We start from the raw sequence: 16,096 nt of genomic DNA, 5'->3' as shown, positions 1-16,096 counted from the left end.
CGCTTTGCAAATCAAAAGCTCCCCTTTGGGGGGCAAGGGGCCAGGCTTTACAATATTATTTTCTCAATAGGCATTACCACTATACCTTGCGCGCCTGCCTGTTTTAACTGACTTATCCTGTCCCAAAAATCGCGCTCAGGGATAACGGTGTGTATGGCCACCCATTTTTCATCCGCCAAAGGCACAATGGTGGGGCTTTTAATACCGGGCAATAAACCTATTACAGTCTCCAGGTTATCTTTTGGCGCATTTAACATTACGTACTTGGTTTCCTTAGCACGTAGTACAGATTGTATGCGCTGTATCAGTTCCTGTATCAAGTCAGTATCTTCTTCACCTTTGCGGCCAATCAGTACAGCCTCGCTGCTCATTACATCGCCAAAAGGTTTAAGGCCATTGCTTTTTAACGTGCCGCCGGTTGATACCAGGTCACATATCGCGTCACTTAATCCCAGCCCGGGCGATATTTCAACAGATCCGGATATGGTACGTATATCTGCTTGTATGCCTTGGTTTTGCAGGTATTTATTTAAAATAACAGGGTAGGTGGTAGCAATAGCTTTTCCGTTGAGGCCGCTCAGGTCGGTAATGTCGCTGTTGTTTGGAATAGCCAGTTTTAACGAGCATTTGCCAAAGCCCAGTTTTTGCAGGTAGGCAACCTCTACTTCGGTTTCCTGTATTACGTTTTCGCCAACTATGCCCAGGTGCGCTATGCCGTCCTGCACATATTCAGGGATATCATCATCACGCAAAAAAAGTATTTCTAAAGGAAAATTAGATACAGGTGATATCAGGGAACTTTTATAGTTTTCAAAATTCAAACCGCAATTTTTAAGCAGTTCAACAGATTTCTCGTTAAGCCGACCCGATTTCTGGATCGCTATTTTAAGTGTTTTCACAAAGTTGTATTAAAGGTAAAAAAATGAACCGGGGTGTTATTTCACGTAGAAACATACTTATCTATTATCGCCATGGTGGCGATGGTGCAGATGAAGATGATGTGTGTTGTAACCGTTCATTTTATATAGTAAACCTATAGTGTTTATGAGGTGCTGCAAATATAGGCAGATGTTTATAAAATCAAAATTATAATGTGAATTTAAGCCTTATACGTTAGCTTAGGCCTGTCAATGTGCATGTCGGCGAAAATTTAGTTAATAATATTCGTTTGTTCGATAGGTGCGGGAGGCAAACACTGTCGAATAGGGCCGAAACTAAAGATTCAGCACCACTTTCATTATTATTCAGTTTTTTGCTTAGCCTACACCAGGGAGCTTAAGCGGCTCGCAATAATTTTGTATTTCAGAAGGATTATCAAATTTCACTATTTTATTATCTAGCTCTGTAACCGGATATGTTCCTTCGATCGTTCATGATCAAGTGGCGGGTGGCTAAATATCCACGCCCGTAAAGTGTACGAATAGAAGGTTAAGTTTTGAAATAAAATAGCGTTATTGCCATAAAATCCACATTTATGAAAGTTCTGAAGATATTATTGTTTTTTATCATCTCTGTAACGAATTTAATGGCACAAGATTCTATCGACTTTGTAAGGATGTCGATAGCTCAGATGCAAAAAAAAGAGTTGGACGCTAACGCGGAACTGATATATACCAAACCGGATTGGGCATGGTTTGATGAGCCGTTAAAAGGAAAGGTGGCTGAAGCTTTTATATACCGCAGAAATGCCGATGATTTCTTCCCCAAATTATGTTTGCTTTATTTTTTTGATGAAAATGATAAAAAAATGATAGGGGTTGAGTACAACTGGGGAACTCGCAATTTTAATTATGATATTCCTGAAAAGAAACTAAAGGAACTAACCCGTAAAGAGACAGAATTCACCGCTAAATACGATACATTAAAAACGCAGTTAGGTTCTTTATTAGGCGAGCCTATTCGTTCGGGTACTGTAATAAACACTGCATATGCGATTATCACGCAAAGTTATTGGGAAGACCCGGAGAAAGTGGTGCGGCTTGTGCTGGCATTCAACAGAAAATTATGGGACCTGCCCTTCGGGTCTAAAAGTGATACTGAATTGCTTGTACAGATTTATTATAAGAATTGATATGGTGCAGTGCAATCGCAGAATTATTCTCGATACTCATACACAGCGCCATCCTCTAACTCATAAAGCTTCTTTAACTTTTTAAACTTTTTAATATCTTCCAGCCCTATAAGCTCCGGATGGGCAAGAGCTTTAAACCAAACTAAGTAAAAACGCTTCCGCCGGTGAAATTGAACAATATCGTTTTTAAAATAGCGGTGCGGCACTAGCCTGGCCCGCATCCCCGTGAAAAAATATACCGCTTCGTCGGCATCTGAGTAAATGGGTACTCCGGGCTCGTAAATGCTTTTGTGCGTTTGCAAAAACTGTACAAAAGCTGATTTGTTCCAATCGTCATCGGTATAACCGGGTACGCCGTATTCAAATTCATCATCATACCGTTTCAGGTCAATCAACAGGATATTGTATAAAAAGCCTAGCATGATAGCGATAGCAGGTAACACCATCCACGCACCTTTTTTTGCTGCCATGCTGGTTATAGTTCCCGGTACGCAGGCTGTGCAGCCAATTAGCATAGGGATAAATGCTGGCGATAGTAACCTGCTGCTAAGCTGCTCAAAACGTGATATGCTGGCTATTATTAGTATAAACAGGCTGTATATTAAGGCAAAAGCTGCAAACAGGGTTTCATAATCAGCCAGTCGCTGTTTTACAATATTTTTTATAATCACAGCTATTAAACCAACCAGGATGATAATTACTATGGCTGCGCCGTAAGGATGCGCTTCGTGTGTAAGCCCAAGCCAGTCGCACAACACTATGCCAAAGTGATGAAGGTTTTGAGCAAATGACGTAACTGACGGTTTACGCTCGCCGGTTGCCAGCCCGGTAGCTATACTGTTTGCTATAATATTAATAACCAGTAATGAAATACCGGCTACCGAAAAGGTGATTAAATGGGTAAGCTTTGTACGAACAGCTAATTTGTTATCAAGTATGATGAGCAGGCCCCCGGTGAGTACTACTGCCAGCCCTGCATAACGGGTAAGGCAGCATAAGGAAGCCGTTAACCCGGCAATCAGTAATGTTTGCAGGCCTGGCTTTTGCTGGTACCGTTTAAATGCCCATATAAACATTACGGTAAGCAGTATAAATAACGTTTCAGACCATAGGTAACTATAAACTTCGAGCAGGGCAGGGCTAAGTAAAATACCCGCCAGCATTAGCCATTTATACAAACGTGAAGGATAGCGAAATTTACTGATCAACCATCCGCATAATAAAATAAGCGCGGTAAACATCAGGCCATTAACAACCGGAGCGGCGGCTACTGCACTATCACTAAAAATAAAAATCGCGCTTAAAAATGCCGGGTAAAATACCGGGAAGTAGGTTAGGGGCGTACCGTTAAAGGTAGTGAAGTTACCATACTTATAAATACTTTCAGCTGTACTGGCATACATAATGCTGTCGGGCGATATGCCAACGCCGCTGTATTTGGTGAACAGGTAAATAGCTACGTAACCCGCTATGGCGAAGACGAACGTATCGAGGTGTTTTATATAGCGGGGGAGTTCCATATACTCTTCTCTACTTCGTCATTGCGAGGAACGAAGCAATCTCTTTAGCTCTGTGAGCTACATGTTAGCGTCGCTTCGTTCCTCGCAGCAACGTGGTTAATCGTTGCAATCAACTCAAAAAATCAGTGTTATCCAAATTACTTAATCATATGTAATACCGTACTTATAGGCTGATCGCTGTCAATCAATATCCCGGTTACCCCGGCCAGTGTACCGGCTTCAACGTCACGCTCACGGTCGCCTATGAAATAAGATTTCGCGGGGTCAATATTATACTTCTCGATGCCTTTTAATAATAATCCGGGTTTAGGCTTGCGGCAGTCGCAATCGCCCGTGAATTGTGGGTGGTGAGGGCAGTAATAAAAGTCAGTAAATTCAACGCCATGCTCCCTGTAAGTGTCGCGCAGTTTTTGGTGCATTGATGATAGTATTTCTTCACTGTACCAGCCTTTGGCAAGGCCACCCTGGTTAGTAGCCACTATCAATAGGTAGCCCTTATCTTGTAATGCCTTTAGCGCCTCAAAGTTATCCAGTATGTGAAAATCTTCTAATTTGCACACGTAATCACCCATTTCGCGGTTAAGCACGCCATCCCTATCTAAAAATACTGCCTTTTGTTTATTCTGCATTTTTGTTTTTGTTTCATGCAAATTTAATAATAATGTAAACATCGGCTGTGTAATTAAAAGTTTAGCTAACTTATATTAGCCAATTTAACTTGCCGAAAAACCCAAATCATCAAAATCTTATATCACCATTTTTTTATTATCAAAATAAAATTTTGATTTTAGAATCAATCTATATTCATTAAAATTTTCAACATTATTTTATTTTCATTAATAATTTGATAATTTTAGTGGCGTTTTATTTATTAATATTGACAATGTTGCAAAAGTGCCCCGCGGGTTTTTAATTTTTCTGTTAAATAATTATCTTCGTGGTTATACCCTAATTGTAACGGTTTATTTTTTATGATGGATCAAACTGATAGCCCACAGGGACTTTACCGCCCTGAATTTGAACATGACTCGTGCGGAACCGGCTTTATAACTAATATAAACGGGCATAAGGATCACCAAATAGTGCACGATGCGTTAACCATGCTGGAGAACATGGAACACCGCGGCGCCTGCGGCTGCGACCCTGAATCGGGCGACGGAGCAGGTATACTTATACAACTGCCACACGAATTATTTATGGAAGAGTGCTCCGACCTGGAGTTTAGCTTACCCGAACCCGGCGAGTACGGTGTAGGTATGATTTTCTTCCCCAAAGATTCGGCACTTAAAAAAGCTTGCCGCAACATTATTGGCAAGGCTATTGAAAAACTAGGCATACCTAAACTTGGCTACCGTAAGCTGGTTACAGATTCATCTGTAATAGGCGAAACTGCCCGCAGTGCCGAGCCGGATGTTGAGCAGCTTTTTGTTGCCCGTCCGCATAGCCTGCCTAATATTGATGATTTTGAGCGTAAGCTGTATGTATTAAGAAGATACATTACAAAAACAGTAAGCGAGCAGGTGCCCAAGGCTGCTGATAGCTTTTACTTCACTTCCTTCTCGGCAAAAACTATAATATATAAAGGCCAGCTTACTACGTACCAATTGCGTAAGTATTTTAGCGACCTTTCTGATAAGCGCATTGCTTCGGGATTAGCCCTTATTCACTCGCGTTTCTCAACCAATACGTTTCCTTCATGGAAATTGGCGCAGCCATTCCGTATGATTGCGCACAATGGCGAGATCAATACACTTACCGGTAATCTTAACTGGTTTTATTCTGGCCTGCAATCTTTAGCTTCGTCATATTTTACTGCCGAAGAAATGGAAATGCTGCTGCCTGTTATTGATAATGGCCAGTCAGATTCGGCATGTTTGGATAATATAATAGAAATATTGCAACATACCGGCCGCTCATTGCCACACGTGATGATGATGCTGATACCTGAGGCCTGGGACGGTAACGAGCAGATGGATCCTATCAAAAAAGCATTTTACGAATATCATGCTACGTTGATGGAGCCATGGGATGGCCCTGCAGCTATCAGCTTTACCGATGGAAAGCTGGTTGGCGCAGTTTTAGACCGTAACGGCCTGCGTCCGTTGCGTTATGTTATTACCAATGATGGTCGTGTTATTGCGGCATCAGAGGCCGGCACCCTGGTTATAGATGAAAGCACAGTTATCCAAAAAGGGCGTTTGCAACCGGGTAAAATGCTGCTTATTGATACGGTAAAAGGCAAAATTATAACCGACGAGGAAATAAAGCAGGAAATAGCTTCTCGTCAGCCTTACGGCCGCTGGCTTGAAAATTATAAGATAAGATTACAGGAACTTACTGAGCCAAGGCTTGCCTTTGCCAGCTTAACTGCCGACTCGGTTTACCGTTACCAGCAGGTGTTTGGCTATAGCCGTGAGGATATTGATTTGATCATCAAACCAATGGCCCTTGATGGTAAAGAGCCGGTGGGTTCAATGGGTACTGATGTGCCACTGGCAATCCTGTCAGACAAGCCGCAGCACCTGTCAAGCTATTTTAAACAATTTTTTGCGCAGGTAACCAATCCGCCTATCGACCCGATACGCGAGCGTTTGGTAATGAGCCTGGCAACATTTATAGGCAACAACGGCAACTTGCTTGATGAAGACAAGATGCACTGCCATTGCGTAATGCTTAAGCATCCGATATTAAAAAACCACCAGCTTGAAAAACTGCGTAGTATTGATACCGGCATGTTCCATGCAAAAACGCTGCAAACTTATTTTAAAGCCGACGGTCTGCCCGGTTCGCTGGAAAAAGGTATAGCCAGGCTTTGCCGGTATGCCGAGGACGCGGTTGATGACGGTTTTGAAGTATTGATCCTGTCTGACCGTGCCGTTGATTCAGAGCATGCGCCAATACCATCATTGCTGGCCGTATCCGCTGTGCATCACCACCTCATTAAAAAAGGTCGCCGCGGCGCGGTGGGCATCGTAGTTGAGTCGGGCGATGTTTGGGAAGTGCACCATTTTGCATGCTTGCTGGCTTTTGGCGCAACAGCCATTAACCCTTACCTGGCGCTTTCAACTATCGAAACACTGCACGCACAAGGCAACTTGCAAAGCAATCTTGATGTAAAACAACTGCATAAAAACTATGTGAAGTCGGTTAACGACGGCCTGTTGAAGATATTCTCAAAAATGGGTATCTCTACATTGCAGTCATACCACGGTTCGCAGGTGTTTGAGATATTGGGTATTAATAAAGCAGTAGTTGATAAATACTTTACCGGCGCGGTTAGCCGCATAGGTGGTTTAGGATTAGACGAAATAGCACGCGAGTCGTTGAGCAAACATCGCGCAGGTTTCAACGCCCCTAAAACTGATGACGCTAAACTGCTGCCTGAAGGTGGTGTTTACCAATGGAAACGCAGGGGCGAGGCACACTTGTTTAACCCGCAAACGGTACACCTGCTGCAGCATGCAACACGTACTAACAACTACGAGGTATATAAAAACTACGCTAAAGTAATTAATGAGCAGGGCGAAAAGCATTTCACTATACGCGGCTTGTTTGATTTTGCCCACCACCGTGAGCCTATCAGCATTGATGAGGTTGAACCGGCAGAAAGCATAATGAAACGGTTTGCTACGGGTGCTATGTCTTTCGGCTCTATCTCCCACGAGGCGCACAGTACCCTGGCCATTGCCATGAACCGCATTGGCGGCAAGAGCAACACGGGCGAGGGTGGCGAAGATGAAATGCGTTACCAGCTATTGCCAAACGGCGATTCAATGCGTTCGGCTATCAAGCAGGTAGCATCAGGCCGTTTTGGTGTAACATCAAACTATTTAACTAATGCTGATGAGCTGCAGATAAAAATGGCCCAGGGTGCAAAACCCGGTGAAGGCGGGCAGCTGCCGGGCCACAAGGTTGACGACTGGATTGCAAAAACACGTCACTCTACACCGGGTGTGGGGCTTATTTCGCCGCCGCCGCACCATGATATTTACTCCATCGAAGATTTAGCGCAGCTGATATTTGACCTCAAAAATGCAAACCGTGCCGCACGTATCAATGTAAAACTGGTATCAAAAGCCGGTGTAGGTACAATTGCTGCCGGTGTTGCCAAAGCACATGCCGATGTTATCTTGATAGCGGGTTACGACGGGGGTACGGGTGCATCACCAATAAGCTCGATAAAACACGCAGGTTTACCGTGGGAGCTTGGCCTTGCCGAAGCACACCAAACACTGGTACGCAACAAACTGCGCAGCCGGGTGGTATTGCAAACAGACGGGCAGCTTAAAACAGGTAGGGATATTGCTATTGCTACTTTATTAGGTGCCGAAGAATGGGGTGTAGCTACCGCGGCCCTTGTTGCCGGTGGTTGTATCATGATGCGTAAATGCCACCTGAATACTTGCCCGGTTGGTGTAGCCACACAGGATCCTGAGTTACGCAAGCTATTCAGCGGCGACCCTGAACATGTGGTTAACCTGTTTAAGTTTTTGGTGCAGGAATTCCGCGAGGTAATGGCCGAGTTGGGTTTCCGTACAGTGAACGAGATGGTGGGCCGTGTACAGTTCCTTAAGGTAAAAGATAATATCAAGAGCTGGAAGGCTAAAAAGGTTGATCTTTCTGGTATACTGCACCCGGTAAACAATGCCAAAGATGCTACTTTGTACAACAGCGAAAGCCAGGATCACGGCATGGCCAATATCCTCGACTGGAAGCTTATTGAAGCAGCTAAACCTGCCCTTGATGATGCTACACCTGTTTACGCTACGTTTGATGTAGTAAACGTTGATCGTACTATCGGTACAATGCTGTCAAATGAAATATCCAAGATATATGGTTCGCCGGGTCTTCCTGATAATACCATAAATTTCAAATTCAAAGGCTCAGCCGGGCAAAGCTTTGGTGCCTTTGCTACCAAAGGTATATCATTTGAGTTGGAGGGCGAAGGTAACGACTATGTAGGTAAAGGTTTATCAGGAGCACAAATTGCTGTTTACCCGGCAGCAAACGCAACCTTTAAACCGTCAGAAAATATCATCATTGGTAATGTGGCACTTTACGGTGCAACATCAGGTGAACTATTTGTTGGCGGTATGGCCGGCGAGCGTTTCGCGGTACGTAATTCAGGTGCCACCACGGTGGTTGAGGGTATCGGTGACCACGGCTGCGAGTACATGACCGGCGGCCGCGCGCTTATACTGGGTAAAACCGGGCGTAACTTTGCGGCAGGCATGAGCGGCGGTATTGCATGGGTATACAATCCTGAAGGTACATTTGCCGAAAACTGCAATACCGAGATGGTTGACCTAGATCCGTTAACTGTAAAGGACGAGGAAGAGATACTGACGTTATTGCGTAAACACGTTCAGCTTACAGGCAGTAAAGTAGGCCAGGGCTTATTGGATAACTGGAACGAGGTATCAACCCAGTTTATAAAGGTATATCCAAAAGAGTATAAAAAAGTTGTTGAAAAATTAGAATACCAAACTATCGGAAAATAATGGGAAAACCAACAGGATTTCAGGAATTTAACAGGGAACTTCCCGCTAAAGTACCGGTTGCCGAACGGGTAAAAAATTATAACGAGTTTGTAGGTTTATACAGTGATGAAAAGCTGAACCAGCAATCGGCGCGCTGCATGAACTGCGGCATACCATTTTGTCACTCGGGTTGCCCGCTTGGCAACATCATACCGGAGTTTAATGATGCAGTTTATCGCAAAAACTGGCAGGAAGCTTATCATATATTGTCGTCTACCAATAACTTCCCTGAATTTACGGGTAGGATATGTCCTGCTCCGTGCGAGTCGGCATGTGTGTTGGGCATAAACAAGCCTGCGGTAGTAATTGAGGAAATTGAAAAGCATATTATAGAAATAGCGTATGCCAACAACATGGTTAAACCTACGGCACCTGTAATTAAAACAGGTAAAACAGTGGCAGTAGTTGGATCGGGCCCCGCCGGCCTGGCTGCAGCAGCCCAGTTAGCCAAAGCAGGCCATGCTGTAACAGTTTACGAGCGCGACGAGTTTCCGGGTGGGCTATTGCGTTACGGCATACCTGATTTTAAATTAGAGAAATGGGTAGTTGAACGCCGTATTAAAGTTATGGAAGAAGACGGCGTTGTATTTAAGTGCAATACCGAGGTAGGTAAGGATATAGCAGCTGATGAACTTGTACGTAACTTTGATGCGGTGGTTCTTGCCGGTGGCTCAACCATTCCACGCGATTTAAATATACCTGGCCGTGAGTTTAAAGGTATCCATTTTGCGATGGACTTTTTAAAGCAGCAGAACAAGCGGGTAAGTAACAGTGAAATTAAAGGCGAAGATATTTTAGCCACAGATAAAGATGTTATTGTAATAGGTGGTGGCGATACCGGGTCTGACTGTGTGGGTACATCAAACCGCCAGGGGGCACGCTCTATAAAACAATTCGAGGTGATGTTTAAGCCGGGCGATAGCCGCCCAAGCAGTATGCCGTGGCCAAACTTCCCGGGCGCAGCGGTACTTAAAACAACCAGTTCGCACGAAGAAGGTGCCGACCGTTTCTGGAGCGTAAACACTAAGGAGTTTTTGGGCGATGCCGATGGTAACCTCCGCGCGCTGAAGGTTGTTGATATTGAATGGGAACTTGACTTTTTAGGCCGTCCTGTTAAATTTAAAGAACTGGAAGGTACAGAACGTGAGTTACCTGCACAGCGCGTGTTTTTAGCCATGGGTTTCGTGCATCCGCAGTTCGATGGCATGCTCGAAAGTCTTGGCGTTGAACTTGATGAGCGTAAAAACGTTAAAGCTAAAGAGGGCGTTTACCGTACCAATATAAGTAAGGTATTTGTTGCCGGCGATATGCGCCGCGGCCAGTCGCTGGTGGTGTGGGCCATATCTGAAGGGCGTGAAACAGCCCGCAAGGTAGACGAGTTTTTAATGGGTCACTCTATACTTGAAAGCAAGGATGGGGTAAATGAGTTTGAGCAGGCTTATTAAGTAATTTATAAGTTTTCGCCGGATGGCCATTTGATCATCCTTAAGTGAAATAGTTAAAAAGAAAAGGCCGCCTTATAAGTCAATTATAAGGCGGCCTTTCTGTGTGATGATTTAAAATTTCTGAATTTCACTATCCATCCACATAATACGTGTTCTCAGCCAATCTTTAATATATGTAACTTCCTGATCGTAAGAGCCTAGATAGGTATTATTAGGCCAAACGGGTTTCTTTAAGATGTCCCACCGTAAAAAGTTGCTTTGCTGCGACAGGTTGATGTAGTTTACAGTGTTATCGATATACGGTCCTAATTTAGCAAGTTCTTTATTTTTTATCTTGTTCCAGCGCTCTTTAACCTTTTTTCTGAAATTCTTATCCTGAAATAGCCGGTTAAACCAAACCCCTTGCATAACCCATCCGCCCTGCGGTGAACGTATAGCAGCCTGATCTGTATTGCCCATGGCTACGTCAAAATCCCAAAGCGGTCCCATACACAATTTGCCACCGCGATCTTTGTAATAATAAACGCTTGATCCGTGTCTTGCATCAGGGTTTTTTGTCAGTTCTTCAACAAGGTACCAGTTGATGAACGATTCTACATCAATAAAGCTTGCATATCCTTTAACCGGGTCGGCAAAGTCTGCAGAAAATAGTGCGGCTTCAGTTGCTGCTATGTAATCCTTAATGTAATTATACTGTACGTCCGGCATATCCTCAGGCGACTTGATGGTAAATGACAATTTTTGTTTGGTTTCAAACCACGCGTCTTCCTGCGTGCCTAATTCAAGCAAATAGCCGCCGGTTATCTTGTCTGCAGATACATCGGCTTCTTTTAGTTCCGGAATATTTACCCTGTTTTCATGTACCTCTACCTGGCTTGTTAACAAGTAGTTACCTTTATATTCGCCGTTGAGCGACAGCTCAACAAACCTGCTTTGCTGTGCAAAGGCTACGCCAAACATTCGGCCAAGTTCAAAGGCAAGGTTAACCCTAAATAAAGTTTTGTCAGAATAATTGGCCAGTAAAACCCAGTTTTTGGCCGCCGGCATTCCAAGCATATCTGCCTTGCTGTCAAATTTCATACGGTAAGGCTTTTTTGCCAGCGCCCAGGTGGTATTACCCCGCCCTTTAACCTGTAGCGGTATGCTTAATTTCTCCTGCTCGTATTCGCTGTTGGGGTCAATTACTAAATTGCCTTTAACGTAATCGTCTTTACTGGTTACCGGCGATGTTGTTGTAAGGTATAGAATTGGCAGGCCCGTAAATGATTTAACAGTGAATTTTATTTTTCGGCTATGCCCGTCAGGTAACCTTAACATATAGGTAACCGGTTTAGCAAAGTTTACCCGTGTTACCCCGCTAACCTGCACGGTATCGTTAACCATTGCTACCACGCCACTAACACCTGTTTTAAAGGTAACTACCAGGTTTCTGTCAACCAACGGAGGGATCAGCGCGCTTATTTCGTCACCTGAAATAGTGCACTGGATGTCAGCAGTAAGTTTGCCGGGATTTTTACTGGCCTCAAACAGCACTGACTGAACAGCGTTGGCGGCAAGATTACCGGAGGAGTTTGATTTTTCTTTGAATTGTGTTTCTTTCTTACAGCTAAATAAGCCTAATAGAGCCCAAAGGCAAAGCGAGATTTTTTTCATTGAGTAAGGTTTAAGAATAAATTCAAATATATGCCTTCGCCGGTACTTTACAAATATGTTACCGCAGAAAGTTGCATTTTAATCATTTATATGCGATTGGTATCGCATTTGCATATAATGTAAGCGAGTTTGAACAAAGAGGGGAGAAAGTGATAATGCGATACCTACCTTTGCTTAAAACGCTGTTTTAATGACATATTTTGGCCGATTTTGGTTTAGTGTGACTGATGTATTTTTCCGTGGGGAAAAATTTCCCAATTATGGGGTCAACATTTGTAGCGTTTGTTACGTATTCAGCCATTTAACAAACACGAAAAAAATTAGTAAATATTAATATGGAAAGAAAATTACGCCTTAATGTATTATTTATCTGTTTTGCCGCAGTGCTTTTTAGTACCGAAGCTATGGCCGGCGGATGGCCAGTAAAAAAAGGTAAATACCTTGTGTCGCTATCAACCAGCTTCTTCAGGTCTACCAAACTATGGGATAGTGTAGGAGGAACTAAAAACTATCCTTCAAACGGCTATTTTCAGTCTATAGGCTTCTCAACCTACATGGAATATGGTATTAGCCGTAGGGTTACGGGCGTTGCTTCATTACCGTTAATGGTAAACAAGTTTATGCAGGACTCAACCGGCATACCCCGGGCCGTAACAGCGCTTGGCGATGCCGAAGTAGGTATACGGTACTACCTGGCCAATATAGATTATAAGTATTACTTTGGCATACAGGGTACTGCCATTTTGCCTTTATATAGCAGTGTAGCCGTAGGTTTAAGAACGCCCGGTGCCGAATTAAAGTTTGCTGGTTCAACAGCCGGAAAAATTGGCTCGAAAACATTTTATCTGAATGCTGAAGTAGGCGGCCGGCAGTATTTTGCCATTGAGGGTCCGTTTCAACTAAAATACGGCGCCTCTTTTGGTTTTAATTTTGATAAAAAGAACATGGTGACCGTGGGTGGTGCGGGTACATACTCTGTCAGCTCTGATAAAAGTGTAAATCCGAATATCGTGGTCAATCGCGATTTTTCATACACCATGGCATCACTTAGTTACGGTCACACTTTTAGTCCGCAGTTTTCCATGTTTGCCGGGGTAAATCATTTCCTGGTAGGGCGTTCAACCGGCCAGGGTACATCATTTTCCCTGTCGTTTGCAACCAGGTTTTAATGAATATTAAAAAATGCTGAAAAAGTTAGGTTTACATTATACAGTTTTTTTAACAATCATCGTCCTTACCATTTGTGTTAGTCATGCTTCGGCGGCTTTGCTGCAGCACGAAGAGGAGTCGGAAAAGGAGTTTTTATTTGCAGCAGCGCCTTCAAAAAAAGACGCAATATATAAAACCGGAGATAAGATAAAATATGTTGTAAGTGTTGATAATCCTTTTGATGTAGTACAGGAAGGTACAGTAAGTTTCCGTGTAACTAATACAAAGAATGCCGAAGTAGCCGCTAATAGTATAAAGGTAAATATAGGGAAACGCAGCAGCGATAAATTTACGCTTGACGTTCCCTTTCAAAAAGATCCGGGATTTTACAAGATCGCCATCATGATAAACGTATCTGAATATGATGATACATTAAGGCGCACGTTTGGAGTAAATCCCCGGGAGGTAGTATCTGAATACCCGGAGCCAGGAGATTTTGATAAATTTTGGTCAGACGCGCGTAATGAGTTGCGCAAAGTTAAGCCGGAATTTAAGATGACACCGCAACCCACCCGCAGCCGCAGCGGTGTTGACGTTTTCCTGGTGGAGATGAAGTCTATAGATAATGTTACGGTGCGGGGTTGGCTAAGTATGGCCAAAAACCGTAAGGCAAAGCAAAAGCTGCCTGTTTTGGTTGTGTTTCCCGGTTATGGCTTAATGGGTGTTGATGCCATGATAACCACGCAGGACATGGCTGTGTTCACTTTTAATTTCAGGGGTGAAGGTAATAGCCGCGATGCCGTGCGCCCTACATACGCCGGCTTTTTAACAGATAATATTGAGGATAAAAAGAAATACATACTAAGGGGGGCCATTATGGATTGCATCCGTGCAATTGATTTTGTTTGCTCCCGGCCTGAATTAGATACCGCTAACATTACGGCATCGGGCGCCAGTTTAGGCGGTTTTTTTAGCATAGCAGTGGCCAGTCTTGACAAGCGTATAAAACTATGCTCATCAAACAACCCGGTGTTTAGCGACTGGCGTGCTCTGCGCGGAAATGCCGACTGGCCAATGAGCGGCTTGATGAAATATAGCAATGCCCGGTTTGTTAAACTGGATAAATTGCTGGACACGCTTGACTATTTTGATCTGAAAAATTTTTCGAAACGGCTGGAGTGCCGTACGGTGATAGGTATAGGGCTGCTTGACCACCTGGCACCGCCACAAAACCAATATGCAATGATCAACAGGATAGTAGGAGAACATAAAGTTTTTGTTTATCCAAATTTAACGCATGAGGTACCGCCATCGCTACATGTGTATGTAACGCATTGGCTAATGGATGAATTTGGATTATTTTAATAGTAATGCCCTGTAAAGGGATGATTGAGTTATATGTTAAAAATTAGGGTGTTTAAGTGTTTATTGCTGCAACTGTTCATAATGGTTGGTAGTATTTGCTATGCAACCCATCGTGATGGTGGATCTGAGAAAGAGTTTCTATTCAGCATACACCCTTCAAAAAAGAATGCAATATTTAAAACAGGCGACAACATTAGGTATGATGTTAAAGTAACCAACCCTTTTAACATCGTACAGGAAGGTACCATTAGCTACCAGGTTACCACGCAAAATAATATTGAGGTGGCCAGTAAATCTATTAAGGTGAGTATTGGCAAACGCAGTTCGGGCAGCTATTCACTTCCAGTGCCATTTCAAAAAGATCCCGGTTTTTACAAAATATCCGTTAAAATAAATGTTACTGAATACGATGATACCTTAAAGCGGGTTTTTGGCGTGAACCCGCAGCAAATTATTTCGGATAACCAACCACCGGCTGACTTTGAAAAATATTGGTTAAGTGCACGGGCAGATTTAAGAAAGGTTGCGCCTCAGTTTAAGATGACTGAACAGTCTGCAATGCGCAGGGGAGAGCAAGAAGTTTATTTAATAGAGGCGCAATCATTAAATAATGTAACCGTAAGGGGATGGCTTACTATAACAACTAAAAGAAAGCCCGGACAAAAGCTGCCTGTGTGGCTGGTGTTTCCCGGGTATGGTATAAGGGGTTATGAACCTATATATGGTCCGCCGGGCTTAGCTGTAATTACGTTTAATCTGCGAGGTCAGGGCAATAGCCGCGATCAGGTGCGCCCAACAACTGACGGCTACCTGACTACGGACATTGAACATAAAGAGCGGTATATTTTACGTGGTGCCATTATGGACTGTGTACGAGCGGTTGATTTTATTTGCTCGCGGCCCGAGCTTGATTCTACCAACATTATTTGCTCAGGCGAAAGCATGGGAGGCTATTATAGTTTGATTACAAGCTGCTTGGATAAAAGGGTAAAGTTTTGTTCGGCATATAACCCAACTTTTGCAGACTGGCGGGCTTTGCAGGAGAGGGGTTCATGGCCAATGAGCGCGCTGTTAACTTACAGTAAAGACCGTTTTATTCCAATATCCCGGATGCTAACCACTCTTGATTATTTTGATCTGAAAAACTTTACACCAAAACTTGATGCCCGCACGCTGATAGCTATAAGTTTGCTTGATAATCTGGCACCACCCTATAATCAGTATACTATGATTAACAATATAAAAGCGCCATATAAGGTATTGGTATACCCTGACCTGGCGCATGAAGTACCCCAATCCTCATACGAGTATTTAAGCGGGTGGATGATGGATGAATTTGGAATGTTTTAAGTA

The 16,096-nt window shown here is 43.5% G+C and carries 10 protein-coding genes; 6 read left to right on the top strand and 4 right to left on the bottom strand.

The annotated features are described in order from the left end of the window. Positions 1 to 47: 47 nt before the first annotated feature. Positions 48 to 899 (bottom strand): ATP phosphoribosyltransferase, encoded by an 852-nt coding sequence (gene hisG, locus DJ568_RS05240; RefSeq protein ID WP_114004186.1) that lies wholly within the window; start codon positions 897 to 899, stop codon positions 48 to 50. A 575-nt stretch (positions 900 to 1,474) separates the two neighbouring features. Here hisG and DJ568_RS05235 point away from each other — a divergent pair. After that, entirely contained in the window at positions 1,475 to 2,071 is a 597-nt protein-coding gene (locus DJ568_RS05235) for a hypothetical protein (RefSeq protein ID WP_147238713.1), read from the top strand. Between the two features lie 23 nt (positions 2,072 to 2,094). Here DJ568_RS05235 and DJ568_RS05230 read toward each other — a convergent pair whose 3' ends face one another. Both DJ568_RS05230 and DJ568_RS05225 read right to left on the bottom strand, forming a co-directional pair. Further along, entirely contained in the window at positions 2,095 to 3,591 is a 1,497-nt protein-coding gene (locus DJ568_RS05230) for a hypothetical protein (protein ID WP_114004184.1), read from the bottom strand. A 137-nt stretch (positions 3,592 to 3,728) separates the two neighbouring features. Beyond that, positions 3,729 to 4,220 carry a D-glycero-alpha-D-manno-heptose-1,7-bisphosphate 7-phosphatase gene (locus tag DJ568_RS05225; protein ID WP_114004307.1) on the bottom strand — a complete coding sequence of 164 codons (492 nt, stop codon included), beginning with the start codon at positions 4,218 to 4,220 and terminating at the stop codon, positions 3,729 to 3,731. 345 nt (positions 4,221 to 4,565) lie between these two features. Between DJ568_RS05225 and gltB the strand changes: the two genes are divergently transcribed. Together gltB and DJ568_RS05215 are read left to right on the top strand one after the other, a co-directional pair. Then, the gene (gene gltB, locus DJ568_RS05220; RefSeq protein ID WP_114004306.1) at positions 4,566 to 9,092 is read left to right on the top strand and encodes a glutamate synthase large subunit; all 4,527 of its coding nucleotides are present in this window, start codon (positions 4,566 to 4,568) and stop codon (positions 9,090 to 9,092) included. After that, positions 9,092 to 10,576 carry a glutamate synthase subunit beta gene (locus DJ568_RS05215; RefSeq protein ID WP_114004183.1) on the top strand — a complete coding sequence of 495 codons (1,485 nt, stop codon included), beginning with the start codon at positions 9,092 to 9,094 and terminating at the stop codon, positions 10,574 to 10,576. The genes gltB and DJ568_RS05215 overlap by 1 nt, the downstream gene beginning before the upstream one ends. A gap of 111 nt (positions 10,577 to 10,687) precedes the next feature. On the opposite strand, the gene DJ568_RS05210 is transcribed toward DJ568_RS05215, so the two are convergent. Next, positions 10,688 to 12,229: a CotH kinase family protein gene (locus DJ568_RS05210; RefSeq protein ID WP_114004182.1), complete on the bottom strand. Its 1,542-nt coding sequence runs from the start codon at positions 12,227 to 12,229 to the stop codon at positions 10,688 to 10,690. A 335-nt stretch (positions 12,230 to 12,564) separates the two neighbouring features. Here DJ568_RS05210 and DJ568_RS05205 point away from each other — a divergent pair, with 335 nt between their 5' ends. From DJ568_RS05205 to DJ568_RS05195, 3 genes are all read left to right on the top strand, one after another. Continuing rightward, entirely contained in the window at positions 12,565 to 13,398 is an 834-nt protein-coding gene (locus DJ568_RS05205; protein ID WP_114004181.1) for a hypothetical protein, read from the top strand. Positions 13,399 to 13,411: 13 nt separating this feature from the next. Beyond that, positions 13,412 to 14,743, top strand: a complete 1,332-nt coding sequence (locus DJ568_RS05200) for an acetylxylan esterase (protein ID WP_114004180.1) — start codon at positions 13,412 to 13,414, stop codon at positions 14,741 to 14,743. Between the two features lie 81 nt (positions 14,744 to 14,824). Beyond that, a complete protein-coding gene (locus tag DJ568_RS05195; RefSeq protein ID WP_158534877.1) occupies positions 14,825 to 16,093 on the top strand; it encodes an acetylxylan esterase in 1,269 nt (422 codons plus the stop codon). Positions 16,094 to 16,096 lie beyond the last annotated feature (3 nt).

The organism is Mucilaginibacter hurinus, from assembly GCF_003324525.1.
In the GTDB taxonomy this organism is placed as follows: domain Bacteria; phylum Bacteroidota; class Bacteroidia; order Sphingobacteriales; family Sphingobacteriaceae; genus Mucilaginibacter; species Mucilaginibacter hurinus.
This window is presented reverse-complemented; position numbering and strand designations above follow the sequence as displayed.

Coding starts and splice junctions, on each gene's coding strand:
- DJ568_RS05195 (WP_158534877.1), top strand. CDS start 14,825: ATGGTTGGTAGTATTTGCTATGCAACCCATCGTGATGGTGGATCTGAG.
- DJ568_RS05200 (WP_114004180.1), top strand. CDS start 13,412: ATGCTGAAAAAGTTAGGTTTACATTATACAGTTTTTTTAACAATCATC.
- DJ568_RS05210 (WP_114004182.1), bottom strand. CDS start 12,229: ATGAAAAAAATCTCGCTTTGCCTTTGGGCTCTATTAGGCTTATTTAGC.
- DJ568_RS05230 (WP_114004184.1), bottom strand. CDS start 3,591: ATGGAACTCCCCCGCTATATAAAACACCTCGATACGTTCGTCTTCGCC.
- DJ568_RS05225 (WP_114004307.1), bottom strand. CDS start 4,220: ATGCAGAATAAACAAAAGGCAGTATTTTTAGATAGGGATGGCGTGCTT.
- DJ568_RS05235 (WP_147238713.1), top strand. CDS start 1,475: ATGAAAGTTCTGAAGATATTATTGTTTTTTATCATCTCTGTAACGAAT.
- DJ568_RS05205 (WP_114004181.1), top strand. CDS start 12,565: ATGGAAAGAAAATTACGCCTTAATGTATTATTTATCTGTTTTGCCGCA.
- gltB (WP_114004306.1), top strand. CDS start 4,566: ATGGATCAAACTGATAGCCCACAGGGACTTTACCGCCCTGAATTTGAA.
- DJ568_RS05215 (WP_114004183.1), top strand. CDS start 9,092: ATGGGAAAACCAACAGGATTTCAGGAATTTAACAGGGAACTTCCCGCT.